We start from the raw sequence: 23,091 nt of genomic DNA, 5'->3' as shown, positions 1-23,091 counted from the left end.
GGCGTTCCCCCCCCGGGGCTCAGTCCAGCGTGGCGCGGAATTCGCGCCATTCGCCCTTGGACATGCCGGAGTTTTCCTGCGTGACCTCCTCGCCCTTCAGCATGCGCCGCAGGCAGTCCAGCGCGGTCTTGGACAGGGTGGCGCCGCCCAGACGGTAATCCTCGAAGGCGGCATAGGCGAAGGGCACCCAGTCGGCGACGATGCGGCACATCGTTTCAGCATAGACGCGGATTTCATACTGCGCATGGGAATCGGCGCGCAGGCGCAGGAAATGCAGCAGGTTGTGCAGATCCACCTTCCAGTACCATTGCGTGTAGATGTTGGCGGGCAGGTTCATCCGCGCCAGTTCCCGCGCCAGTCCCTGCTGCCCCTCGGTCGAGATCATCTCCTGATAATGGTCATAGGCGCGCGAGGCGTCATCCTGCAGATAGCGCAGGACGCGCTGCGCCTCCTCGCCCGACAGCGCCGCGCCGCGGCCCTGATTGTTGATGACCGACTGCGCCGCAAGCTGGCCGGGCTCGGGGATATAGAATTCCCGGTCAAGGATCGAATACCGCGCGGAATATTCGTTCACATTGGCGGTGCGGTGGCGGATCCACTGCCGCGCCACGAAGACCGGCAGCTTGACGTGGAACTTGACCTCGCACATCTCGAAGGGCGTCGAATGCCAGTGCCGCATCAGATAGCGGATCAGCCCCTCGTCATTGGACACCGATTTGGTGCCGCGCCCGTAGCTGACCCGGGCGGCCTGACAGATGGCGGCATCGTCGCCCATGTAATCCACCACCCGGACAAAGCCGTGATCCAGCACCGGATGCGCGGTATAAAGATGCGCCTCCATCCCCGGCGACGTGGCGCGCAGGGTCGGGCGGGCCGTGCTGCGCTGCTCTGCGATCTCGGCTTCTTGTTCGGGGCTGAGCGGCATGACGATTCCTTTTCCACCAGAAGACTCGCGGCGTTCCTACATGGGCTCCGCCTTCTGGGGAACCGTCCGACTGCGGGCATTCGAGACACAGTCGGGCAGCGGATCCAGCGCAGTCTGACGCCGCTCGTTGACAGAACCGTGATCCTCCGCGAGCCTCATGACAAAACCAAATTATAAACGCTTGAGGCAGCAGAATGATGGATCGTGTTCTTGTGGCCGTTCTGGCCCTTGGCCTGCTTGCGGGCTGCGGCGACGGCAATCCCCTGTCCGGATCGGACGACGACACCGATACCGGAACCGATCCGGGGACCGATACCGGCACCACCGATCCCATCGACAGCGACGGGCGGCTTCCGCCGGGCACCGAAAGCCCCACCCCCAGCAGCCGCATCGTGCGCTACGAGCCGCAGGACGAGGAGGCCGGCACCGGGATGATCCGCTCGCCCGCCTATGATCGCGAAAACGATACGTTTTTTGTCGATAACCTCGCCTTTGACGGCAATGCGCCTTACAGTCGGGACAATCAGGTGGGCAGCCTTGGGCCGTTTGCGGTCTACGAGAACGCGGCCACGGTGCTTGATCCGGTCACGAACGAGACGATCGGCCAGTTCACCCATAAGGCGATCTATGCGGTCAGCCAGTCGGGGCAGACCGAACTCGCCATCGTGCGGACCGGCGCCTATGTGGATTACGGCTTTGGCGGCTTTGTCTATCAGCGCAACGGCGGCGTGACCCTGCCCGAGACGGGGCAGGCGATCTATCGCGGCAGCTATGCCGGGCTCAAGGATTATTCCGGGGCGGGCGGGCTTGATTATGTCACCGGCGATGCGACGGTGGCGATCGATTTCGAGGATTTCAACGACGGTTCCGGCGTCAGCGGGGTGATCTCCAACCGGCGCTATTACGATCTGGACGGCACCGATGTGACGGAAACCTATCTGACCGCGCTGGAAGAACAGTATGAAACCGACCTCTCCGCCGTGCCTGATCTGGTGTTCAAGGTCGGTCCGGGGGTCGCTGACAGCAACGGCGAAATGACGGGTGAACTGCAAAGCATCGCCGCGGGCGAAGTGTTCGAAAGCGGCAATTTCTACGCGATCCTGTCGGATGGCGCCGATGGCGACAAGGCGTCGGAAGTGGTCGGCGTGATCGTGGTGGAGTCGGAGCTGCCCGGTGTGTCGGGGGTGACCCAGCGCGAAACCGGCGGCTTCCTCGTGTCCCGCTGAGGCGGCGTGATGCGGCGGGTCGGGCTTGCGGCGCTGGCGGGGTTGATGCTTGCCACGGGCGGGGGCGCGCAGGAGCGCGCGCTGTCGCCCGGCCAGCTGCGCGCCGAAGCCGCCCGCGCGCTGCAACTGGGCCGTCCGCGGGTCGCGCTGAGCTATGCGCAGGCGTTGGTGGCGCGGGACGGGGAAGATTTTGACGCGCAGCTGCTGCGCGCCCGGTCGGCCCGCGATCTGAGCGTGTTTGACGAGGCCCGCGCCGGGGCCGCCGCCGCGCGCAGGCTGGCCGAAGGCGACGAACAGCGCTTTGCCGCAGCACTGGTCAGCGCGCAGGTGGCCGCCTCGCAGGGGCATCACATGATCGGGCAGCTGCGGCTGCGGCAGGCGATCGAGGCGGCGCCAAGCCCGGCGCTGCGCAAGGTGGCGGAGCGCGATTTCTACTATGTGCGCGCCCGCAACCCGTGGGGGGTGAACCTGAGCTTCTCGGTTGCCCCGGTGTCGAACATCAACAACGGGTCCAAAAAGACCACCGGCACCTATGAGCTGCCGTTTTTCGGTGTGGTCGAGGCCGAGCTTCAGGGCAGCGCCGTCGCCCTGTCGGGGACCGAGGTCAAGGGCGGCCTGAACCTGCGCTACCGTCTGAAAGAGACGGACATGCGCCACCAGACCGACCTGCTGCTGACCCTGTCGCAGGCGGATTACACCCTGTCCGAAGACGCCAAGGACAAGGCGCCGGGGGCGGAAGGATCGGATTTCGCCTTTGGCCTTGCCCAGCTGGGGCTGGCGCATCGCGGCCTCTCCGGCGCGCCGCAGCGGCCCTATCAGGTGATGCTGGCGGTGGGGCGCACTTGGTATGGCGGCGATCCCTATACCAGCTATGTCGACGGCACCGCCGTGCAGGGCTTTGCGCTGGGGCAGGGGCGCATGGTGCAGCTGAGCGCGGGGCTGCGCCAGCAGGAGGCCGAAAGCACGGCCACCGCCGATGCCACAAGCTGGCGGGCGGGCGCGGGCTGGCGGCAGACGCTGGGGGCGGGGCATGACCTGACGCTGGATCTGACGCGGCTTGCCAGCCAGTCCGATGCCGCCTCGCTCGATTATGTCGGGTGGAGCGCTGCGGCAGGTCTGCGTCTGGCCGAGCCGGTGCTGGGGCTTGGCATCGAGTTTGGCCTGACCGCCGGGCGCAAGGATTTTTCCAGCGGCCCGGTGGCGGGGGAGCAGCGCAGCGATCACAGCTTTGGCGCCGAGATCACCGCCGAGATCCGGCAGCTTGATTATTACGGCTTCCTGCCCACGGTCACGGTCAGCGGCCAGCGGGTGGAATCGGATTTCGGCCAGTATGATGCCGATGAACTGGGGCTGCGGCTGGGGCTGCGGTCGGCCTTCTGAACCTAGGGTCTCGACAAGCGCGCGACGCTGCCTAGGTTGGGCACGGGAAGCACAAGGAGACCCGCAATGCCGATCCGCTATCTTCATACCATGGTCCGCGTGAAGGATCTGGACGCCTCCATGGCGTTTTACAAGCTTCTGGGCCTCAAGGAGCGTCGCCGGATCGAAAACGACAAGGGCCGGTTCACGCTGGTCTTTCTCTGCCCGCCGGAACAGGATGACGGCACCGCAGATGTGGAACTGACCTATAACTGGGACGGGGACGAGGGCCTGCCTTCGGACGGGCGGCATTTTGGCCATCTGGCCTATACCGTGCCGGACATCTACGAGATGTGCCAGACGCTGATGGATGCGGGCGTGACCATCAACCGCCCGCCGCGCGACGGGCACATGGCCTTTGTCCGGTCGCCCGACAACGTCTCCATTGAACTGCTGCAGCAGGGCGACGCGAAAGAGCCCGCCGAACCTTGGGCGAGCATGCCCAATACCGGCCACTGGTAAGACATCCGCCAAGATCACGGCGCCGGGCCTTCGGGTCCGGTTCCCGCGCCGGTGGGGTCAGTAGATGTAGCGGATCTGGTCGGTCCAGAACCGTTCCAGCCGCCGCAGCGCGGTGTTGATGTCCTCGATGCCTTCCAGATCGATGACCTTGCGCGCCTCCAGCCCTTCGGCGTGGCGTTCGAACAGCGTGTCGACCAGCGCGCGGATGTCGCGCCCGCGCTGGGTCAGCTTCACGCGCACCGACCGCCGGTCGATCTCGCAGCGCTGGTGGTGCATGTAGCCCATGTCCACCAGTTTCTTGAGATTGTAGCTGACATTCGAGCCCTGATAGTAGCCGCGCGATTTCAGCTCGCCCGCAGTGACCTCGTTGTCGCCGATGTTGAACAGCAGCAGTGCCTGCACCGCGTTGATGTCGAGGATCCCGACCCGTTCGAATTCGTCCTTGATGACATCGAGCAGGAGCCGATGCAGCCGTTCCACAAGGGCGAGGGTTTCCAGATACCCCGTCAGAAACCCCTGCGCCGGCTTTTTCCCCAAGGAGGCATGAATGCTCATTTCCGTCTCCGCCAAATCCGTGTCAGGCGGTAGTTCTGGGGCAAAAACGCCAAGATTGGGTTAAGCTGCGCGGGACAGCCTCAACCGCCGCAGGAGGTGCGGGAAATGTCCTCCACCAGCGGGCGGAACGTCTCTGGCGCGGGGCTCTGGCCCGAGACCCACTGATAGAGATCCTGATCGTTCTCCTCCAGCAGCGCCTCGTAGCGGTCCAGATCGGCGGCGCTCATCTCGGACAGGCGCGCGGCGGCGTAGCGCATCAGGATGATGTCCATTTCCTTGATGCCGCGGCGCATCGACCGCATGGTCAGCCGCTTCAGCCGGATCTCGTGAGGTTCTGTCATGTGTCGGCCCTTTCCCGAAGCAGCTGGCGCAGGCGCTTTTCCAGCCGTGCCAGCCGGTCCCCCGCCATGCGGATGTCGCCCCGCAGCGCGCGAAGTTCAAGCAGCGTCTCGGCGATGTCGGCGGGCGTGGTGCCTTCATGTGCCTCGGGCGAGGGCAGGCCTTCGCCTTCGCCGGTGATCAGCCATGCCATCGGCACGTCCAGCAGCCCCGACAGCATCTGCAGCCGGTTCGCCCGCGGTTCGGAGATGTCGTTTTCCCAGTCCTGCAGCGTCTTCAGCCGCACGCCCAGACGGCGGGCCAGCGTTTCGGCATCCATGCCAGCCGCATCGCGGGCGGCGGCGAGCCGGTCGCCGAAGGTGGCGGACTCGGGGCCATACCAGTCGGTGGCGTCAGTCATCGGCGGTTCCTTCGATGCGGCTTGAACGGGCTCGGGGCCAAGCCTATGACAGGTGGCACAGCAATTCAAACGGTGCGCGCCATGACCTTTCTCTCGCAGACCCTTGCCCGGGTCAAACCCTCGCCCACCGTGGCGGTCACGCAGCTGGCGGCGGAGCTGAAGGCGCAGGGGCGCGACGTGATCGGGCTGGGCGCGGGGGAGCCGGATTTCGACACGCCCGCGCATATCCGTGCGGCGGGGATCGCCGCCATCGAGGCCGGCAAGACCCGCTACACCGCGCCCGACGGCATCGCCGAGCTGAAACAGGCGATCTGCGCCAAGTTCGCGCGCGAGAACGGGCTGAATTATGTGCCCGCGCAGATCAGCGTCTCCACCGGGGGCAAGCAGGTGCTGTACAACGCCTTCATGGCGACGCTCAATGCCGGCGACGAGGTCATCATCCCCGCGCCCTACTGGGTCAGCTATCCCGACATGGTCAAGCTGGGGCAGGGCACGCCGGTCATCGTGGAAGGCAAGCCCGAGCTGGGCTACCGCATCACGCCCGAGATGCTGGAGGCGGCGATCACGCCCCGCACCAAGTGGTTCCTGTTCAACTCCCCCTCCAACCCCACCGGCGCGGGCTACAGCCGCGCCGAGCTGAAGGCGCTGACCGACGTGCTGATGCGCCATCCCCATGTCTGGGTGATGAGCGACGACATGTATGAACATCTGGCCTATGACGGTTTCGAATTCTGCACGCCCGCGCAGGTGGAGCCGGGGCTTTATGACCGCACCCTGACCTGCAACGGCGTCAGCAAGGCCTATGCCATGACCGGCTGGCGCATCGGCTATGCGGGCGGGCCGGAGCCGCTGATCGCCGCGATGCGCAAGATCCAGTCGCAGAGCACCACCAACCCCTGCTCGATCAGCCAGTGGGCGGCGGTGGAGGCGCTGAACGGCCCGCAGGCGTTTCTGGCGGAATGGCGCGCGGTGTTCCAGCGGCGGCGCGATCTGGTGGTGGCGGCGCTGAACGCGGTGCCGGGGCTTACCTGCCCGGTGCCGGAGGGGGCGTTCTACGTCTATCCCTCCATCGCGGGGCTGCTGGGGAAAACCACGCCGGAAGGGCGGCGGATCGACAGTGACGAAGAGTTCGCCACCGCCCTGCTGGAAGAGGCGGGGGTTGCGGTGGTGTTTGGCGCGGCCTTTGGCCTGTCGCCGAATTTCCGCATTTCCTACGCCACCTCCGACACCGTGCTGGAAGAGGCCTGCGGCCGCATCGCCGCCTTCTGCGCCACGCTGCGCTAGCGACAGGGGGGCGGCCCGGTGAGCGATCTGCCCGACTATCATTTCCGCATCCGCGAGAATGGCGCGGCGGTGTTCCGCATCGACACCGCCAACCGCCAGCGCCGCATCGAAATGGAGCAGATCGCCACGGTCCATCTGGGCAAGGGCGAGATCAGGCCGCAGGGCGCGCGGGCGCTGACGGAAGAGGATCTGGCCGAGATCACCCGCTGGATCGAGGCGCGGCGCGCGCTGCTGGCCCGGCGCGAGATGGACGAGATGCACCGCACGGTCGAACAGCTGAACCTGACGGCGCATTGGGCGCAGACCCGCGCCACGCCCGAGCAGCTGGACGAGGTGACCGACGCGCTGCTGCTGGCCATGCATGACCTGCGCAGCGTGCTGGTGCGCAAGAAGGCCGACCGGACCGGGCCGCCAGAGTCCTGACGCGGCGCGGGCGGCGGGGCTGCCGGGGGCTCTGCCCCCGTCGCGCAGGCGCGACTCCCCCGGGATATTTGGGGCCGCTGGAAGGGCTGACTGTTTCCGCCTGGGTCGGGTTTTTCAGTCATCTGCGGGGACTGTTTCCGCATCCTGCGGCGTGCGCGCGAAATGGGACAAAAGTTTGACTTGGTGCCGGGGGCTGCTAGGCTTCGCATCAGTTCTTTCATTCCGGGTGCTGAGGGATTTCCATGCGTGTTTTGACCTTTATTGCCGCGGTGGCGGCGCTGAGCCTTGCCGGGTCCATTGCCGCCCGCGCCGAGGTGGTGAATGACATCTGGGTCGGGCCGTCGCCCGATCCGACCCAGCCGCCGCTGATCCAGTCCTATCCGATTTCCAACCTGTGCCCGGCGCCGCGCCAGCCGGTCATTCTGGGCGGGGTGATCTGGTGCGACATTCCCACGGCGGGCACCTATTACGATCCGCAGGCCCACAGCCCGCGCAAGGCGCGCCTGCATCGTGCCGCGCCGCTGCCGCGCCCGTGGACGCCCGAGGGCGAAAAGGGCGTGATCTGGCGCTGAGCGCCTTACGGCCTTGGCATTTGGTGACGGGCCGCGTATACGCGCGGCCTGAACCATTTCGGGGATCTTCCGCATGCAGGGCAGTGCCAACCTCAACATCATGATCAAGGCCGCGCGCAAGGCGGGCCGGTCGCTGGTCAAGGATTTCCGCGAGGTCGAGAACCTGCAGGTCTCGATGAAGGGGGCGGGTGACTTTGTCAGCCGCGCCGACATCGCGGCGGAAAAAATCCTCAAGGACGAACTTCTGGGCGCGCGGCCGACCTATGGCTGGCTTGGCGAAGAGGGCGGCGGGCAGGCGGGCGAGGATCCGACCCGGCGCTGGATCGTCGATCCGCTGGACGGCACCACCAATTTCCTGCACGGCCTGCCGCATTGGGCGATTTCCGTGGCCCTGGAGCACAAGGGCAAGATCGTCGCGGGCGTGGTGTTCGACCCTGCCAAGGACGAGATGTTCTATGCCGAAAAGGGCTCTGGCGCGTGGCTGAACGACAGCCGCCGTCTGCGGGTATCTGGGCGGTCGCGGATGATCGAGGCGATCTTCGCCACCGGCGTGCCTTTTGCCGCCAAGCGCACCCTGCCTGCCACGCTGAAGGATCTGGCGCGGCTGATGCCGGAATGCGCGGGCGTGCGGCGCTGGGGCGCGGCCTCGCTGGACCTCGCCTATGTGGCGGCGGGCCGCTATGACGGCTACTGGGAGCGCGAGCTGCAGATCTGGGATCTGGCGGCGGGGGCGCTGATCGCCTCGGAAGCGGGGGCGCTGGTCGAAGGCGTGCGCGACGATCAGGATCCCTATGAGACGGGCGCGATCCTCTGCGCCAATGGCCATCTGTTCGACCATTTCGCCAAGGTGATCCGCGAGGCCTGATCCGGTCCTGCGAGGGCTATGGGGGGGCGCCTTCGGGCGCCCTTTGTCATGTCTGGCGGCCGGGAGCGTCGGAGGGGTGGTTGACGCCGTCCGACCACGGGATCGGCTCGTGTTCGGCGGGGTTCACGCCCGCCAGCGTGCCCATGTTCACCCCGTATTCATTGGGGTTGGAGCGGCGGCGGTGGAACATGTAGATGCCGCAGACCGCGCAGAAATGATGCTGCGCCGTCATCGTGCCGAACTGGTAGAGCGTCAGCTGCTCGGCGCCGCGCAGCACGTCGACCCCGCCCATGGGGGCGGTGACGGCGGGGGCGCCGCGGCGGCGGCAGAAGGAACAGTCGCAGCGCCGCGCCGTGGCAAGCCCGTCGGTCAGGGTGACGCGCAGTTCAACGGCGCCGCAATGGCAGGTGGCGGTCAGCGGCTGGGTCATCGGCGGTGTCCTGTGCGGGGAATGCGGGTGCGGGCGGGGATATACCGCGCCTCGGGATGGGGCGGGGTGCCATGGGTGCGGCGCCAGAAGGCCGGGCCGCCGCGCGCCAGCCAGACCGGGGCGATCAGCGCCAGCCCCGCGACAAAGCCGCCCGCATGCGCCCAGTAGGCCACGCCGCCTTCGGCAGCGCTGGTGCCAAGCCCGCCAAAAAGCTGCAGCGCGAACCATGCGGCCAGCAGCAGCCATGCCGGGATCGGCAGGATCTTGAAGATGATGACAAGGATGATGAGAATGTCGATCCGGGCGCGCGGAAACATCAGCAGATAGGCCCCCATCACCCCGGCGATGGCGCCCGAGGCGCCGACCATGGGAATGGGCGATCCCGGCTCCATCAGATATTGCGCCAGGGCTGCGGCAAGCCCGGTGGCAAGGTAGAAGCCCAGGAAGCGCAGATGGCCGAGCGCATCCTCGATATTGTCGCCGAAGATGAACAGGAACAGCATGTTGCCGCCCAGATGCATGAGCCCGCCATGCAGGAACATCGAGGTGACGAGCCCGGCAAATCCCATGCCGTCGGAAATCTTGGCGGGGATCATCGCCCAGTCCCAGAAAAACGCGTCCAGCGCGCGCGGGCTGTCGAACAGCGACCAATAGCTGAAGAAAATCCCCGCATTGGCGAGGATCAGCGCGTAGGTCACAAAGGGCGTGCGCCCCGAGGGGTTGTGGTCGCGGATCGGAAACATGCCCGGAGTGTGGTCTTTCCCGCGCGCCCGTCAAGCGGATCCGGCGCGGCGGAGGGCCGCGCCGGAAAAGCCGTCACATGTTGCCGCTGAGCAGCGCGGCATTGCCGCCCGAGGCGGTGGTGTCGATGCAGACATGGCGTTCGGCGCGGGCATGGCCCGCATCGGGGGCGCCGGTGACAAGGCTCAGGATCGGGCCGGGGCGGCGGGCCAGCGCCTGCCGCAGCCTGCGGGCACTGGCTTCGTCCCCCCACCAGAGCGCGGCGGAAAAGCCGCCAAGCGTGGTCAGCGTGTCGGGGTCGACATGGCCTTGGGCAGTCACGGCCACCCCGCCAAGTGCGCGGATGGCCTGCGCCTGCGCCTCTGCCGTCTCCGGTCCGGGGCCAAGGCACAGCACCGGGTCGCGCGGGTGGGTGACATACTGGTTGGCCTCGCCGGTGGGGCCGGGCAGGTCGGTGCGCAGCGGCGTGGGGGCGGTGCCCCGGTCGCCAAGCGCATGTTGCAGCCGGTCGGCAGGATCGGCGGCGTGCCATGCGCCGGGCGCCACGGGGACGGGGCTGGCGCGGAAGCGGTCGACGTAAAGCGGGCCGCCCGCCTTTGGCCCGGTGCCCGACAGGCCCTCGCCGCCAAAGGGCTGGCTGCCGACGATGGCGCCGATCTGGTTGCGGTTGACATAGATGTTGCCCGCATGGACCCGCTCGGTCACATGCTGCACGCGGTCGTCGATGCGGGTCTGCAGCCCGAAGGTCAGCCCGTAGCCGCGCGCGTTGATGGCCGCGATCACCGCATCCAGATCGCGGGCAGGGAAGGTGCACAGATGCAGCACGGGGCCGAAGATCTCGCGCTCCAGCGCTGCGATGCCGGGCAGGCGGATCAGGGTCGGGGCGACAAAATGGCCCTCCTCCGGCAGGTCGAGCGTTTTCAGCAGCCGTCCCTCGGCCCGGGCGCGGGCGATATGGTCCAGAATGCCCGTGCGGGCCTCGGCGTCGATCACCGGGCCCAGATCGCTGGGCAGGTGCCACGGATCGGCGGGGCGCAGCGCCGCCATGGCGCCCATCAGCATTTCGGTGAAATGCGGCGCGATGTCCTCCTGCACATAAAGACAGCGCAGGGCCGAACAGCGCTGGCCTGCGGACTGGAAGGCGGATTCAAGGATGGCCTTGACCGCCTGTTCGGGCAGGGCGGTGCTGTCGACGATCATGGCGTTCAGCCCGCCGGTTTCCGCGATCAGCGGCGTGCCGGGGGCCAGATGGTCGGCCATGGTGCGGTGGATGATCTGCGCCGTCTCGGTCGAGCCGGTGAAGGCTACGCCCGCCACATCTGGCTGCGCGCAAAGCGCAGCCCCCACCTCGCCCGCGCCGGGCAGAAGCTGCAGCGCGCTGCGGGGCACGCCCGCTTGGTGCAGCAGCGTCACCGCCAGATGCGCGATCAGCGGCGTCTGTTCGGCGGGTTTGGCCAGCACGGCATTGCCCGCAGCCAGCGCCGCCGCGATCTGCCCGGTAAAGATCGCGAGCGGGAAATTCCACGGGCTGATGCAGGTGAAGATGCCGCGCGGCGGCGCGCCCTCGGCCCGGGCGGCATAGTAGCGCAGGAAATCCACCGCCTCGCGCAGTTCGGCCACGGCATCGGCCAGCGTCTTGCCCGCCTCGCGCGCCAGCAGGGCAAAGATCTGCCCGAACTCCGCCTCGTAAAGGTCAGCGGCCCGGTTCAGCGCGGCACTGCGGTCGGCGGCGGGGGCTTCCCAGACCTGCGCGGCGCCCGCTGCCGCCTGCACGGTCTCGGCGCTGGCCCATGTGATATGGCCCACGATGTCCGATGGGCGGGCGGGGTTGCGGGTCTCTTCGCTCTCTCCCGCCGGGGCCGCCACGGCCAGAACCGGGCCTGCCTGCCAGACATGGGCGCGGAACGGCGCGCGCGCCGCGTCGATCCGGGCCAGCGTGGGACGGTCGGTCAGGTCGAAGCCTTCGGAATTGGGCCGTTCGGGCTGGAACAGTTCGGTGCCGCGCGCCAGCGGGCGGGGGGCGCCAGCGGTGAAGGGATCGACGGCCACCGCTTCGGCAGGCACCGACTCGTCCACGATCTGGTTCACGAAGGATGAATTGGCGCCGTTTTCCAGCAGGCGCCGCACCAGATAGGCCAGCAGATCGCGATGCGCGCCTACCGGGGCATAGATGCGGCAGCGCGTCGCTTCGCGCTCATGCACGATCTCGTGCAGCCGTTCGCCCATGCCATGCAGGCGCTGGAATTCGAAGGCGGACCTGTCCTCTGCCATATGCAGCACGGCGGCAACGGTATGGGCGTTGTGGGTGGCGAATTGCGGATAGATGCGGTCGGTCATGCCCAGCAGTTTGCGGGCATTGGCGATGTAGCTGACATCGGTGGCGGGCTTGCCGGTGAAGACCGGGAAATCGGCCAGCCCCAGCACCTGTGCCCGCTTCACCTCGGTGTCCCAATAGGCGCCCTTGACCAGCCGCACCATGAGGCGCCGGTCCAGCCGTTCCGCCGTCTGGTAGAGCCAGTCGATGACATGGCCCGCGCGCTTGCCATAGGCCTGCACCACCACGCCGAAGCCCTGCCAGCCCGCCAGCTGCGGCGCGGCCAGCGCGGCCTCGATCACGTCCAGCGACAGCGCCAGTCGGTCGGCCTCCTCGGCGTCGATGTTCAGCCCGATGCGCGCCCGCGCCGCCGCCTCGCAGAGCGTGACCAGACGCGGCACCAGCACGCGCAGCACGTCGTCTTTCTGTGCCTCCTCATAACGCGGATGCAGCGCCGACAGCTTGACCGAAATGCCGGGATTGTCGCGGATGTCCTGCGACCGCGCGGCCCGGGCGATGGCCGCGATGGCCTCCTCATAGGCGCGGTGATAGCGCAGGGCATCCGCCTCGGTGCGCGCGGCCTCGCCCAGCATGTCATAACTGTAGGTATAGCCCTGTGCCTCGCGCCGGGCGCCGCGCGTCATCGCGGCCTCGATGGTCTCGCCCAGCACGAACTGCGCGCCCATCTCCTTCATCGCGCGGCTGACGGCGCTGCGGATCACCGGTTCGCCCAGCCGTTTCACCGCGTTGCGCAGATGGCCTGCGGGGCCGGGGCGGCGCGCCGGATCCAGCACCTTGCCGGTCAGCATCAGCGCCCATGTGGAGGCATTGACCAGCGGCGAGGAGGAGCGGCCCATATGCCGCCCCCAGTCGGAGGGCGCGATCTTGTCCTCGATCAGCGCGTCGATGGTGTCGGCATCGGGCACGCGCAGCAGCGCCTCGGCCAGACACATCAGCGCCACGCCCTCATCGGTGGACAGGCCGTATTCGGCCAGAAACACTTCCATCAGCCCGGGCTTGGCGCTGGTGCGGATGGCGCGCACCAGATCGGCGCCGCGCGCGGTGATGGCGGCGCGGTCCGCAGGGCTCAGCGCCGCCTCCTGCGACAGCCGCGCCACCAGCGGCGCCTCGGGCGCATAGGTGGCGGCATCCATCGCGGCGCGCAGATCGGGCAGGGTGTCGTGAGGCATGGCGAACTCCAGAGATTTGTGCCATTCTACCCGGGATGCGTCAGGCGGTTGGCCTGATTATGGCGCAGGATGCAGGCGCTTTCACCAAATTGCGGGGTCCGGACGATGCAGGCAGATAGCGAAGAGTTCGACCGGTTCGACCGCGCCATCCTGACCACCCTCGCCGAAGAGGGGCGGCTGTCGATCACCGAACTGGCGCGGCGCATCGGCCTGTCCAAAAGCCCGACACAGGCGCGGCTGCGGCGGCTGGAGGATCTGGGGGTGATCCGCGGCTACCGCGCCATTCTGGACCCGATCCGGCTGGGGCTGGATCACGTCGCCTTTGTCGAGGTGCGCATGTCCGACACCCGCGAAGCCTCGCTGGAGGCGTTCAACCGCGCCGTCGCCGCCATTCCGGAAATCGAACAGGTGCATCTGATCGCGGGCAATTTCGACTATCTGCTGAAGGTGCGGACGGCGGACATGCGCAGCTATCGGCGGGTGCTGGCCGAAAAACTGTCCACCCTGCCGCATGTCTCGACCACATCGACCTATGTTGCCATGCAGGCGGTGAAGGAGGACGGTCTGGCAGAGATCATCTGACCACCGCTCCGCAGCAGAAGGAGACGCGACATGCCGAAGCGGAGTCTGGGACTGGTGCTGGCAGGGGCGCTGACGGGACTGGCTGGACCGGTCTGGGCGCAGGGCCTGCCCGTGCAGATGGCGATCACCTGTGCCGAGGGCGGGCTGAGCCTGTCCATGTCGGGGGAAAGGGCAGAGCTTCTGTCGGGGGATGTGGCGCTGCCGCTCCGGCAGGAGCCCGCCGCCTCGGGGATGCGCATGGTGGCGGAGGTGGATCCCGACACATGGGTCTGGACCAAGGGCGACGAGGTGACGGTGATGCTGGCAGGCCGCGAGCTCAGCGCCTGCGCGGTCTCGGGCATGACCACGGTCACCGGCGCGCCCTGGACGGTGACAGAGATCGCGGGCGCCCCGGTGACCGGATCCGCGCCGGATCTGCTCTGGGACGAAGAGGGCGGGTTCACCGGCAGCGGCGGCTGCAACCGCTTCACCGGCAGCTGGGGGCCGGAGGGGCCGGGGCCGCTTGCCGCCACCCGCATGGCCTGCCCCGAACCGGTGATGGTACAGGAACAGGCGCTTTTTGCCGCGCTGGCCCGGGTCACCGGGGTGCGGCTTGACGCGCAGGGCGGGCTGGATCTGCGCGCGGGCGACGAGGTGGTGATCCGCGCGCGGCGCTGATCACCCCCGCGCGCGTGGCGGCAGGCGGGCAAGCGGGACGCCGCAGGCGATCCCGGTCACGCGGCGACGGGCACCGCCCGGCGCAAACTCTCCGCGATCAGCTGCGGCGTCTGCGGCCAGTCGATGAAGGCGGGCAGCACCGGCCCGTCAAACGCCGCCTCAGCCAGCGCCTCGGGCACGTCATCGATCATATGCCCGGCATTCAGCGCAAAATGGCACAGGCAGATCGCCTGCCGGGAACTGCGCGCCGCATCCTTCAGGAAGGGCTCCTCCTCCACATAGCCCGAGCGCCCGGCGGCAAAGCCCATCCGCCCCTGCAGCGCTGCGGCAAAATCCCGGGCGCTGTCGGCGCTGGTGCGCGACACGGCGCTGCCATGCGCGGCCACCACCAGATCCGTCTCTGCCGGGTGCCAGCCGCGCGCGGCCAGCTGCTCGGCCAGCGCCGTCTCGGCCAGCGGGATCAGCGCGGGTTCGGTGCCGAAAGGCTCCATCTGCCGCAGCCCCAGCGCCTCGGCCTTGCCCGCCAGCACCCGCCCGGTGAAATAGCCCCGCGCCATGAAGAACGGATAGATCAGCGGCGCCTCCAGCGCGGCCACGCCCGCGTCGAACGCGCCTTCGGCGGCCAGCGTGGCGCCGCGCACCTGCCAGCCCGGCAGATGCGACGCCACTGCCCGCGCCAGCGCCTGCAGCGCGGCTTCCTGCGGATCCGGATCCGACGGGCTGCCATGGGCGACGATCAGCGCGCTCCGGGGGTGGTCCTGCGGCATCACTTTCTCCTGCGGATGATGGGCTCGGGTCATAGATAGGCGCCTCCGGCCCCGATCAAGCGCGGAAGGCCGCGACAAATGGCTCCGGCAGATCGAACTCCCGCAGCACCCGCGCCCGGCCCTCGGGCGACATCTTCAGCGCGGTGCGGGTGACGATGCGGTCCAGCTCTTCCGCGTCGCGGCCCTCGGCGAAGGGCAGGAAATACCATTTCAGGAAGGTGATGCAGATCACGTCCTCCAGCGCCTGCACCTGCCGGTCGCGCTTGAGACCCTCCTTGCGCAGCATCCGCCCCACCTGCTCCTGCGCGGCGGCGTCATAGCCCGCCTTGGCCATGAAGCCCTGCAGCCGCGCCGCGTGACGGCGGCCCTGCTCGCGGCGCCACTCCAGATAGCCCGCGCGGCCTTCGGGATAGCTGTCGCGCGGCAGCAGCCAGCGTTCCACATGCTGCCCGCGCGCCGCGATCCGCAGCACCTCCGAGGCGTCGGGAAAGATCCGGTCCAGTTCCGCCGTCATCCGCTGGCCATAAAGCAGGGCGGCGGCGGTGCCCTCGCCGGTATCGGGATCGGCGGCGTTCGCGGCGTCAATGGCGGTCAGCGTCGCGGCAAGGCGGGGCGGGTGGTCTGTCATGGGCTGGTCCTTCTGCGGCTGGGGGTCAGAGTGGCACGGGCGCGCCGTCAGGAACAGACCCGGATGGCGGTGTCCCATCCGGCACAGACCTCCGCCAGCGGGGCGGCAGGGGCGCGGTCGGTCAGCAGCGTGTCGACCTCGGCCAGCGTGGCGATGCGGGCCGGGGCGGCGCGCTGGAACTTGGACTGGTCGGCCACCAGCAGCGCGCTATGGTGCAGCAGTTCGCGCGCCACCGCCTCGGTGCTGGTGCCGATGTTGATCGCGACCGAGGCCTTGTGCGGGATCATCGCCGCGCAGGCCCGCGCCATCGCCGCCTTGGCCTCGCGGTGCAGGGCGCGGCGGTCCTCATGCGCGAGGTTGACCGTGCCGGAGGGCAGCACCGCGCCGCCATGCACCCGCTGCAGCTGTCCGGCGCTGGCGAGATCAGCCAGATCGCGGCGGATGTCTGCCGGGTGACGCCGAATCCCGCGGCCAGATCCTCGACCTTGCCCTGCCCTGCTGGCGGGAGAGGCGAAGCGACCGCGACATGGTCTCCCGTGGTCGGTGGGTTTCGCACCTGCAGAAATTCGCGCAGAAGCGAATGGCCTTTCTATTCGTTTATTTTCCATTTAGCGCGAAAATGCTACATCCCGCCCTGACAGGCAAGGGAGCGATCATGTCTGACCCGAAGTTTACCGATCTGTTCGTCATTGGTGGCGGCATCAACGGCTGTGGCATTGCCCGTGACGCGGCGGGGCGGGGGCTGTCGGTCACGCTGGCCGAACAGGGCGATCTGGCGCAGGCCACCTCGTCGAGTTCGACCAAGCTGTTCCATGGCGGGCTGCGCTATCTGGAATATTTCGAATTCCGCCTCGTGCGCGAGGCGCTGCGCGAACGCGAGGTGCTGCTGCGCGCCATGCCGCATATCAGCTGGCCCATGCGCTTCGTGCTGCCGTGGGATCCCGAGATGCGCTTTGACAGCGACACGCCCACCTCGCGGATCCTGTCGCTGGCCCTGCCATGGATGAAGGGGCGGCGCCCGGCATGGCTGATCCGGCTGGGGCTGTTCCTTTATGACCATCTGGGCGCGCGCAAGCTGCTGCCCGGCACCGCCACGCTCGATCTGCGCAACAGCCCCGAAGGGGCGCCGCTGCGCGAGGGGTTTCGCCGGGGCTGGGAATATTCCGATGGCTGGGTGGAGGATTCGCGGCTCGTGGCGCTTAATGCGCGCGACGCGGCGGATCGTGGCGCCACCATCCTGACCCGCACCAAGGTGGTGGAGGCGCAGCCCGTCACCGGCGGCTGGCGGATCGAGACGGAGGATCCGCAGGGCCACCGCCGCACCCATCACGCGCGGCTGGTGGTCAATGCCGCCGGGCCTTGGGTCTCCGACGTGCTGAGCGACCGGCTGGGGCAGCAGGCCACCGCGCATGGCGTCCGGCTGGTGCGCGGCTCGCATGTGGTGGTGCGCAGGCTCTTTGACCATGACAAGGCGTATTTCCTGCAGGGGCAGGACGGGCGGATCATCTTCGCGATCCCCTATCAGGAGGATTTCACCCTGATCGGCACCACCGAGGCGCCGCATCCCGATCCCGACCAGCGCCCGGTCTGCACCGAGGCGGAGCAGGACTATCTGCTGGGCTTCGCCAATCGCTATTTCCGCCGCCAGCTGTCCGCCGAGGATGTGGTCTGGACCTATTCCGGCGTGCGCCCGCTTTACGAGGATGGCGCCAGCAGTGCCACCGCCGCCACCCGCGAATATGTTCTGGCGCTGGAAGAGAATGACGGCGCCCCCATGCTCAACGTCTTTGGCGGCAAGATCACCACCTATCGCCGTCTGGCCGAACAGGCGCTGGCGCGCATCGCCACGGTGCTGGACGTGCCGCGCGGCGATTGGACCGCTGGCGTGCCGCTGGCGGGGGGTGATTTTTTGGTCGGCGGGGTCGACAGGCTGGTGCAGGATCTTTGCGCGGATCATCCCTTTCTGACCGGGGCATGGGCCAAGCGTCTGGTGCGCGCCTATGGCACCGAGGCGCGGCAGATTCTGGAGGGCGCGCAGTCCGCCGCCGATCTGGGCCGCGATTTTGGCGCCACGCTGACCGAGCGCGAGGTGCTCTGGCTGATGGAGCGGGAATTTGCCCTGACCGCCGAGGATGTGCTGTGGCGGCGCGGCAAGCTGGGGCTGCGGGTGACGGCGGCGCAGGCCGCTGATCTGCAGATCTGGATGGACGCCCGTCTGCGCGGGCAGGAGCCTGCCGCCGCCGAATGATCCCGGCACCGCGCCGCTCCGGGGCTGCGGGCAGGCCATGATCCTGCCCGTTCCTGCCGTTTTCCCCACAGAACCCCCATTTCGCGGTCCTTGACGCAAGGTCGGGTTTGCGACTTTATGGCAACGTCAGCGGTCCGTTTGACCGCTGCGATGGCCTCGACAGTTTCGAAACTGAAGAATATGGCCAAAATAAGGTGTCTCAGGGACAGAATAAACAGGCTGCCGGCAGCAAAAAAGGGCGGCCCGAGGGGAGCGGTGTAATCTCATGGAAGCGATTGGTTTCGTGATCCGGACCCGTGCGGGTGCGGTTGAAAGCGGGCATGCGGGCGGCGGCGGTCAGGAGGGGGTGATCGACGCGGCGCCGGGCAGCCAGATCTCGTTCGATCTTGATCCGGCTGACATCCAGAGCTTTCGCCAGTCCGGCGAGGATCTGCGGATCGTGCTGGCCGATGGCGCGGCGCTGCTGCTGGCCGGGTATTTTGCCGGTCCCGACCGGCCGGAGCTGTTTGTGCGGTCAGGCGCCATGCTGCTGCCGGTCCTGCGCGGCAGCGACCTTGCCGCCCCGGCTGACCGGGGATCCGTGCTGCGGCTGACCGACGCGCTGCCGCTTCCGCATCTGCGGAGCATCGCGGCAGAATCCGGCGATGACCTGATGACCGTCGATCACCGGGAGGAGGGGCTGAGCCTGACCGGCACCGCCCCGGCGGGATCGCGCGTCAGCGTCACCGTGGCGGGCCGGGATCACGCCGCGACCGTGGTCCCGGATGGCCGCTGGTCGCTTCTGCTGACGGCACCAGACGCAGAGGGCTGGCTGGGCGAGGCGGAGGTGACCGTGACCGACCTGTCGGGCAATGCGCTGACGCGGACCCACAGAATTGCCACCGAATGCGAGATGACCGCGCCGCCCGAAGACCAGCAGATGGAAGCGCCCCTGCCGCTGACCGGCGAGGAGGCGTTCCGCGCCGAAGAACTGCGCACGGGCGTGCTGCTGACCGGCATGGCCGAGGCGGGGGCCATGGTGATGGTGGAACTGGCCGGGCTCAGCCAGCAGGCGCTGACCGAAGCGGATGGCAGCTGGAGCGTGGCCTTTTCCGATCTCGCCTCGGGCAGCTATGCGACCGAAGCAAAGGTCACCGCCACCGATGCGGAGGGCAACAGCGCCACCGCCACGCATGGCTTTCAGATCGACACCGACCTGTCGGTCAGCCTTGGCGGGCCGATCACCTTCAATGGCGGGGTGAATGCGGCGGAAGAGGCGGGCGGCCTCGCCCTAACCGGCCAGACCGATCCGGATGCGGCGATCACGCTGGTGCTGGACGGGCGCAGCCACAGCGTGATGGCGGACGGGGAGGGGGCATGGCTGCTGACCGTGCCGCCCGACGATCTGCGCATGGGCATCTACGAGACCGGCATTTCCGTCACCGCCACCGATGCGGCTGGCAACCGCGCCACCACCACCGGGACGCTGACGGTGGACACCCAGACCTCGGTCGGTGTGGCCGTGGAGGGGGAGGCCGCCGATGGCGCGGCAGATGCAGCAGGGCTGGCCCCGGAGGCCAAGACCGACCCGCACAGGTGCATGTCGCAGCAGTAAGCGGCGCGTTCAGCTGTCGCTGTCCATCCAGATGGTGACCGGGCCGTCATTGACCAGCGACACCTTCATGTCGGCGCCAAAGCGCCCGGTGGCGACGGGGATGCCCTGCGCCGACAGGGCGGCGGCAAAGCGGGTGTAAAGCCGCTCGCCCTCTGCCGGGGCGGCGGCTGTGGAAAAGCCGGGGCGGTTGCCGCTGCGCGTGTCGGCGGAAAGGGTGAACTGGCTGATCACCAGCGCCGCACCCCCCGTGTCCAGCAGCGACAGGTTCATCTTGTCGCCTGCGTCGCGGAAGATGCGCAGCTTGGCGACCTTGGCCGCCAGCCGCTCCGCCTCGACATCGGTATCGCCAGCCATGGCGCAGACAAGGATCATCAGGCCGGGCCCGATTTCGCCGACCACGGCGCCCTCCACCGCCACCTGCGCCTGAGTGACGCGCTGGATCAGAAGCCTCACAGCTCGTGATCCCATGGCGGGTTGGCACCCGCCCGGCTGACGGTGATGGCGGCCGCACGCGCGCCCAGTTCCACCGCCGGGCGCAGCGCCTCGGGCGTGGCCGCGCGCAATGCCGCGCGGGTCAGCAGCCCGGCCTGCGACAGCCCGGCCAGCAGGCCTGCGTTGAACGTGTCGCCCGCGCCCACGGTGTCCACCACCTCGGTCCGGACGGCGGGCACTTCGAAGCTGGTCTCGGGCGTGCTGGCGCGCACCCCGGCGGCGCCGCGGGTCATCAGCACCAGTGCCGCCCCATCGGCATGCAGCGCGTCGGGCGTGGTGCCCAGCCAGTCCATATCCTCGTCCGAGATCTTCACGATGTCGGCGCGGCGCAGCATGGTGCCCAGCCGGGCGCGGTAGCGGCGTTCATCGGTGATGAAGCTCGGGCGGATGTTGGGGTCGATCATCACCACCCGGTCGCCGGACCGCGCGCACAGCGCGGCATAGGCATCGGCCCCCGGTTCCGACACCAGCGAGATGCCGCCAAAAAACAGCGCCTCGGTGCTGTCGCCCAGATCGGGCAGGTCGTCTTCGGTCAGCATGCGGCCTGCGGTCATCTCGTCATAAAACGCATAGCTCGCCTGCCCGTTGGTCAGGGTGACAAAGGCCAGCGTGGTGGGCCGGGCCGACCGGCGCGCAAGGCTTGCATCCACCCGCGAGGTGCTGAGCGCGCCATCAAGGATCTGGCCGAACAGATCGGTGGAGAGGCCGCCGAAATAGCCCGCAGGCGCGCCAAGCCGCCCCAGCGCGATGGCCGTGTTGAACACCGCACCGCCCGCGACGGGGGCAAAGGCGGTCTCGCCACTGGCGGTCTGCCGCGGCAGCATGTCGATCAGCGATTCTCCGCAGCAGAGGATCATGGTGCACTCCCTTGAATGTTAGCGCCGAAACTGCCCTGTCGCCGCGGGCGGCACAAGGCCCGGAATCGCGGCGTCAGCGCGACATGACATAGCCCATGCCCGCCGCCACGATCAGCCCCAGCACCACCGCCAGCGCGATCTTCCATGCCGACCATGGCCGTTCGCCCTGCACCCGCCCGGTGGTGCCGTTGACCACAAACCGGTAGGTTTCGCCCCGGTATTTGTAGGCGGCAAGCCAGACCGGCAGCAGGATATGCTTGAAGGTCACCGCCGACACGTCGGTGTCGATGCGGGTGATGCGCTGCTGGTCGCCACCGATGTCGAATTTTACATCCCGCGCGATCTGGCGGTCGATGATCTGCCGCGCCTCGGCAAAGCCGCTGTCCAGATCGACCTGATAGCCCTCGGCCCGGAACCCGGCGAGGTATTGCGGCTTGTAAGGCTCCAGCCGGCTCAGATCCCATGGCTCCAGCGCGTCGGTGAATTTCTTCGGCAGGGATTTTGACGCCAGCACCAGCACATCGTCAAAAAACCGCGCGACGCGGCCCGACACCGGCGTCCAGCGCAACTTGGCCACGCGCTGCGTGGTCATCTTGCCGTCGCGCATCACCTGCCGCGTCTGGTGATAGACCGTGCCGCGCGCGCCGCTGTAGCGCGAGGCGGTCTGCGCGTCGAAGGTCCAGTAGGGCACATAGATGCCCTGCATCCGCCGTCCCTTGCGGGCGTAATCCTGCAGGCCCCCCGGCGCGAACCACAGCCCGCCCAGCCAGTCGGTCATCGCCTTGCGCGCCGCCGCCTCGTCAAGCAGGAAAGGCACCACGCCGCGCGGCTTGATCTGGCGATGCGTGCCGGTGTCGGTGACCACGGGCGTGGCGCAGAACGGGCATTCCGTGGCGTGGGTGTCGGGGGAAAACTCCACCTCCGCGCCGCAATTGGGGCATTGCGTGACCCGCAGATCCTCCATCTCCTGCAGGGGCAGCAGGTTCTGCAGGGCGGCGTGGAAATCCAGCTCGCGCAGCCCGCTGTCCCATGGGCCTGCGCCTTCGATCCCGTGGCGGTCGCCGCAATGGTCGCAGATCAGCTCGCCCGTGGCCGGGTCATAGCGGTAATCGGCGCCGCAATTGTCGCAGGGAAAGCGGTGTTCCTCGTTCATCGCAGGGCTCCTGTCTGGCGGCGCCACCCTAGGCCGGGCGAAGGGCGGAGGGAACCTGTTTTCCTTGGGCGCGACAGCGGTTAGGGTCGGGGCGACCGGAGCAGATGCAGAGCCTGTGATGACCCGATTTTCCCTGATGGCCGTTCTGGCCACGCTGGCGCTTGCCGGAGCCGCCCATGCCCAGAACCTGACATGGCGCTTCGACTGGCAGGGCGGCGGCGGCTATTCCCTGCGCGGCGCGCTGGCCTTTGACGCGGCCATGGCCGAACGTGACGTGGTGGCGGCCGAGGATGTGGACTGTTTCGTGATCGAAGGCTTCCGCGACGGCGCCCCCATTGGTCGCTGGGCCTTGGGCATGCTGACCGAGGACACCACATGGCGGCTGACCTTCCATCCGCAGCGCGATGCCTTTGCCGTCTACGGCCCCGATGCGCTGATGCCGCAGGCATGGAACATGGACGGGTTCGGCACCGATTGCGGAGCGGGCGGATTCGGGTTCAACATCGGCAACGCGGCGCAGGATCTGTGTCTGGACGGACGGCTGCTGCAGATGTCGCAGGTGGCGCCCGACCGGCCCTTTCCGGCGCAGCGCGACGACGCCTACCGCTTTCCGCCCGATGCCTGCCGCGCGCCGATGCTGATGGGCGCGTTTTCCCCCGTGCCAAAGGAGCCGCCCCATGTGCGATGACGCCACCGCCACCCCGCTGCTGTCCCACGACCAGACCCGCGTGACCCGCTTCGACTTTGCCCCGGGCGCCCAGACCGGCTGGCATGTGCATGATTACGATTATGTCATCGTGGCGCTGACCGACATGACCATGCGGCTGGAACTGCCCGGCGGCGAGGTGCGCGAGGTCACGACCCCCGCAGGCGCCGCCTATCGCCGCGAGGCGGGGACCGAACACAACGTCATCAACGCGGGCACCGCCCCGATGAGCTTTGTCGAGGTGGAATTCCTGCGCTAAGCC

At 68.2% G+C, this 23,091-nt stretch carries 26 protein-coding genes and 1 pseudogene; 13 read left to right on the top strand and 14 right to left on the bottom strand.

Annotation, left to right across the window (positions count from 1 at the left end; all coding sequences use genetic code 11):
• Positions 1 to 19: 19 nt before the first annotated feature.
• A complete protein-coding gene (gene thyX, locus VK682_RS18730) occupies positions 20 to 925 on the bottom strand; it encodes an FAD-dependent thymidylate synthase (RefSeq protein WP_230797301.1) in 906 nt (301 codons plus the stop codon).
• 197 nt (positions 926 to 1,122) lie between these two features.
• Here thyX and VK682_RS18725 point away from each other — a divergent pair, with 197 nt between their 5' ends.
• The 3 genes from VK682_RS18725 (at position 1,123) to VK682_RS18715 (ending at position 4,032) form a co-directional block, all read left to right on the top strand.
• Positions 1,123 to 2,151 carry a hypothetical protein gene (locus VK682_RS18725; protein WP_131821831.1) on the top strand — a complete coding sequence of 343 codons (1,029 nt, stop codon included), beginning with the start codon at positions 1,123 to 1,125 and terminating at the stop codon, positions 2,149 to 2,151.
• A gap of 9 nt (positions 2,152 to 2,160) precedes the next feature.
• Complete coding sequence (locus VK682_RS18720) at positions 2,161 to 3,531, top strand: hypothetical protein (protein WP_324782332.1); 1,371 nt, start codon at positions 2,161 to 2,163, stop codon at positions 3,529 to 3,531.
• Between the two features lie 66 nt (positions 3,532 to 3,597).
• The gene (locus VK682_RS18715; protein ID WP_089848870.1) at positions 3,598 to 4,032 is read left to right on the top strand and encodes a VOC family protein; all 435 of its coding nucleotides are present in this window, start codon (positions 3,598 to 3,600) and stop codon (positions 4,030 to 4,032) included.
• A 57-nt stretch (positions 4,033 to 4,089) separates the two neighbouring features.
• Here VK682_RS18715 and VK682_RS18710 read toward each other — a convergent pair whose 3' ends face one another.
• The 3 genes from VK682_RS18710 to VK682_RS18700 all read right to left on the bottom strand — a co-directional run bounded on the left by VK682_RS18710 (position 4,090) and on the right by VK682_RS18700 (position 5,326).
• Entirely contained in the window at positions 4,090 to 4,587 is a 498-nt protein-coding gene (locus VK682_RS18710; protein ID WP_089848872.1) for a MarR family winged helix-turn-helix transcriptional regulator, read from the bottom strand.
• An 80-nt stretch (positions 4,588 to 4,667) separates the two neighbouring features.
• Complete coding sequence (locus VK682_RS18705) at positions 4,668 to 4,928, bottom strand: succinate dehydrogenase assembly factor 2 (protein WP_089848874.1); 261 nt, start codon at positions 4,926 to 4,928, stop codon at positions 4,668 to 4,670.
• Complete coding sequence (locus VK682_RS18700) at positions 4,925 to 5,326, bottom strand: helix-turn-helix domain-containing protein (RefSeq protein ID WP_089848876.1); 402 nt, start codon at positions 5,324 to 5,326, stop codon at positions 4,925 to 4,927. The genes VK682_RS18705 and VK682_RS18700 overlap by 4 nt, the downstream gene beginning before the upstream one ends.
• An 81-nt stretch (positions 5,327 to 5,407) precedes the next feature.
• Here VK682_RS18700 and VK682_RS18695 point away from each other — a divergent pair, with 81 nt between their 5' ends.
• The 4 genes from VK682_RS18695 to VK682_RS18680 all read left to right on the top strand — a co-directional run bounded on the left by VK682_RS18695 (position 5,408) and on the right by VK682_RS18680 (position 8,470).
• Positions 5,408 to 6,610, top strand: a complete 1,203-nt coding sequence (locus tag VK682_RS18695) for a pyridoxal phosphate-dependent aminotransferase (RefSeq protein ID WP_324782331.1) — start codon at positions 5,408 to 5,410, stop codon at positions 6,608 to 6,610.
• 18 nt (positions 6,611 to 6,628) lie between these two features.
• Entirely contained in the window at positions 6,629 to 7,033 is a 405-nt protein-coding gene (locus VK682_RS18690) for a hypothetical protein (protein WP_230797294.1), read from the top strand.
• A 242-nt stretch (positions 7,034 to 7,275) separates the two neighbouring features.
• Positions 7,276 to 7,605 (top strand): hypothetical protein, encoded by a 330-nt coding sequence (locus VK682_RS18685; RefSeq protein WP_230797293.1) that lies wholly within the window; start codon positions 7,276 to 7,278, stop codon positions 7,603 to 7,605.
• Between the two features lie 73 nt (positions 7,606 to 7,678).
• The gene (locus tag VK682_RS18680) at positions 7,679 to 8,470 is read left to right on the top strand and encodes an inositol monophosphatase family protein (RefSeq protein WP_089848884.1); all 792 of its coding nucleotides are present in this window, start codon (positions 7,679 to 7,681) and stop codon (positions 8,468 to 8,470) included.
• Positions 8,471 to 8,516: 46 nt separating this feature from the next.
• On the opposite strand, the gene VK682_RS18675 is transcribed toward VK682_RS18680, so the two are convergent.
• The 3 genes from VK682_RS18675 to putA all read right to left on the bottom strand — a co-directional run bounded on the left by VK682_RS18675 (position 8,517) and on the right by putA (position 13,145).
• Positions 8,517 to 8,900, bottom strand: coding sequence for a GFA family protein (locus tag VK682_RS18675; RefSeq protein ID WP_324782330.1), 384 nt, complete (start codon positions 8,898 to 8,900; stop codon positions 8,517 to 8,519).
• A complete protein-coding gene (locus tag VK682_RS18670) occupies positions 8,897 to 9,643 on the bottom strand; it encodes a rhomboid family intramembrane serine protease (protein WP_089848888.1) in 747 nt (248 codons plus the stop codon). Before VK682_RS18670 ends, VK682_RS18675 begins: the two co-directional genes overlap by 4 nt.
• 73 nt (positions 9,644 to 9,716) lie before the next feature.
• Positions 9,717 to 13,145, bottom strand: a complete 3,429-nt coding sequence (gene putA, locus VK682_RS18665) for a bifunctional proline dehydrogenase/L-glutamate gamma-semialdehyde dehydrogenase PutA (protein WP_324782329.1) — start codon at positions 13,143 to 13,145, stop codon at positions 9,717 to 9,719.
• Positions 13,146 to 13,250: 105 nt separating this feature from the next.
• On the opposite strand from putA, the gene VK682_RS18660 reads away from it, so the two are divergent.
• Together VK682_RS18660 and VK682_RS18655 are read left to right on the top strand one after the other, a co-directional pair.
• The gene (locus VK682_RS18660; protein WP_089848892.1) at positions 13,251 to 13,727 is read left to right on the top strand and encodes an Lrp/AsnC family transcriptional regulator; all 477 of its coding nucleotides are present in this window, start codon (positions 13,251 to 13,253) and stop codon (positions 13,725 to 13,727) included.
• Between the two features lie 30 nt (positions 13,728 to 13,757).
• Positions 13,758 to 14,384, top strand: a complete 627-nt coding sequence (locus VK682_RS18655) for an META domain-containing protein (RefSeq protein WP_324782328.1) — start codon at positions 13,758 to 13,760, stop codon at positions 14,382 to 14,384.
• A 56-nt stretch (positions 14,385 to 14,440) separates the two neighbouring features.
• On the opposite strand, the gene VK682_RS18650 is transcribed toward VK682_RS18655, so the two are convergent.
• The 4 genes and pseudogenes from VK682_RS18650 to VK682_RS18635 form a co-directional block, all read right to left on the bottom strand.
• Positions 14,441 to 15,151, bottom strand: a complete 711-nt coding sequence (locus VK682_RS18650) for a CbiX/SirB N-terminal domain-containing protein (RefSeq protein ID WP_324782327.1) — start codon at positions 15,149 to 15,151, stop codon at positions 14,441 to 14,443.
• Between the two features lie 55 nt (positions 15,152 to 15,206).
• On the bottom strand, positions 15,207 to 15,779 hold the full coding sequence (locus VK682_RS18645; RefSeq protein ID WP_230797284.1) for a DUF4202 domain-containing protein: 573 nt from the start codon (positions 15,777 to 15,779) through the stop codon (positions 15,207 to 15,209).
• A gap of 47 nt (positions 15,780 to 15,826) precedes the next feature.
• Positions 15,827 to 16,174, bottom strand: coding sequence for a hypothetical protein (locus tag VK682_RS18640; RefSeq protein ID WP_324782338.1), 348 nt, complete (start codon positions 16,172 to 16,174; stop codon positions 15,827 to 15,829).
• Positions 16,175 to 16,180: 6 nt separating this feature from the next.
• Positions 16,181 to 16,387: pseudogene (locus tag VK682_RS18635) on the bottom strand (hypothetical protein); the annotation flags it as partial.
• Between the two features lie 47 nt (positions 16,388 to 16,434).
• Here VK682_RS18635 and glpD point away from each other — a divergent pair.
• On the top strand, positions 16,435 to 18,027 hold the full coding sequence (gene glpD / locus VK682_RS18630; RefSeq protein ID WP_324782326.1) for a glycerol-3-phosphate dehydrogenase: 1,593 nt from the start codon (positions 16,435 to 16,437) through the stop codon (positions 18,025 to 18,027).
• Positions 18,028 to 18,292: 265 nt separating this feature from the next.
• A complete protein-coding gene (locus VK682_RS18625; protein ID WP_230797281.1) occupies positions 18,293 to 19,621 on the top strand; it encodes an Ig-like domain-containing protein in 1,329 nt (442 codons plus the stop codon).
• A 9-nt stretch (positions 19,622 to 19,630) separates the two neighbouring features.
• Here the strand turns inward: VK682_RS18625 and dtd are convergent, their stop codons facing one another.
• The 3 genes from dtd to VK682_RS18610 form a co-directional block, all read right to left on the bottom strand.
• Positions 19,631 to 20,074: a D-aminoacyl-tRNA deacylase gene (gene dtd / locus VK682_RS18620; RefSeq protein WP_230797280.1), complete on the bottom strand. Its 444-nt coding sequence runs from the start codon at positions 20,072 to 20,074 to the stop codon at positions 19,631 to 19,633.
• Positions 20,071 to 20,970, bottom strand: a complete 900-nt coding sequence (locus VK682_RS18615; protein WP_324782325.1) for a carbohydrate kinase family protein — start codon at positions 20,968 to 20,970, stop codon at positions 20,071 to 20,073. The genes dtd and VK682_RS18615 overlap by 4 nt, the downstream gene beginning before the upstream one ends.
• Before the next feature lie 73 nt (positions 20,971 to 21,043).
• The gene (locus VK682_RS18610; protein ID WP_230797277.1) at positions 21,044 to 22,123 is read right to left on the bottom strand and encodes a TFIIB-type zinc ribbon-containing protein; all 1,080 of its coding nucleotides are present in this window, start codon (positions 22,121 to 22,123) and stop codon (positions 21,044 to 21,046) included.
• A gap of 118 nt (positions 22,124 to 22,241) precedes the next feature.
• Between VK682_RS18610 and VK682_RS18605 the strand changes: the two genes are divergently transcribed.
• Positions 22,242 to 22,811, top strand: coding sequence for a hypothetical protein (locus tag VK682_RS18605; protein WP_230797276.1), 570 nt, complete (start codon positions 22,242 to 22,244; stop codon positions 22,809 to 22,811).
• Positions 22,801 to 23,088 carry a cupin domain-containing protein gene (locus tag VK682_RS18600; RefSeq protein ID WP_089848913.1) on the top strand — a complete coding sequence of 96 codons (288 nt, stop codon included), beginning with the start codon at positions 22,801 to 22,803 and terminating at the stop codon, positions 23,086 to 23,088. Before VK682_RS18605 ends, VK682_RS18600 begins: the two co-directional genes overlap by 11 nt.
• Positions 23,089 to 23,091 lie beyond the last annotated feature (3 nt).

Origin of the sequence: Salipiger marinus (assembly GCF_035481585.1) — a bacterium.
Taxonomy (GTDB): domain Bacteria; phylum Pseudomonadota; class Alphaproteobacteria; order Rhodobacterales; family Rhodobacteraceae; genus Salipiger; species Salipiger marinus.
The sequence above is the reverse complement of the archived record's forward strand: the minus strand, read 5'-3'. Positions and strand labels throughout refer to the sequence as shown.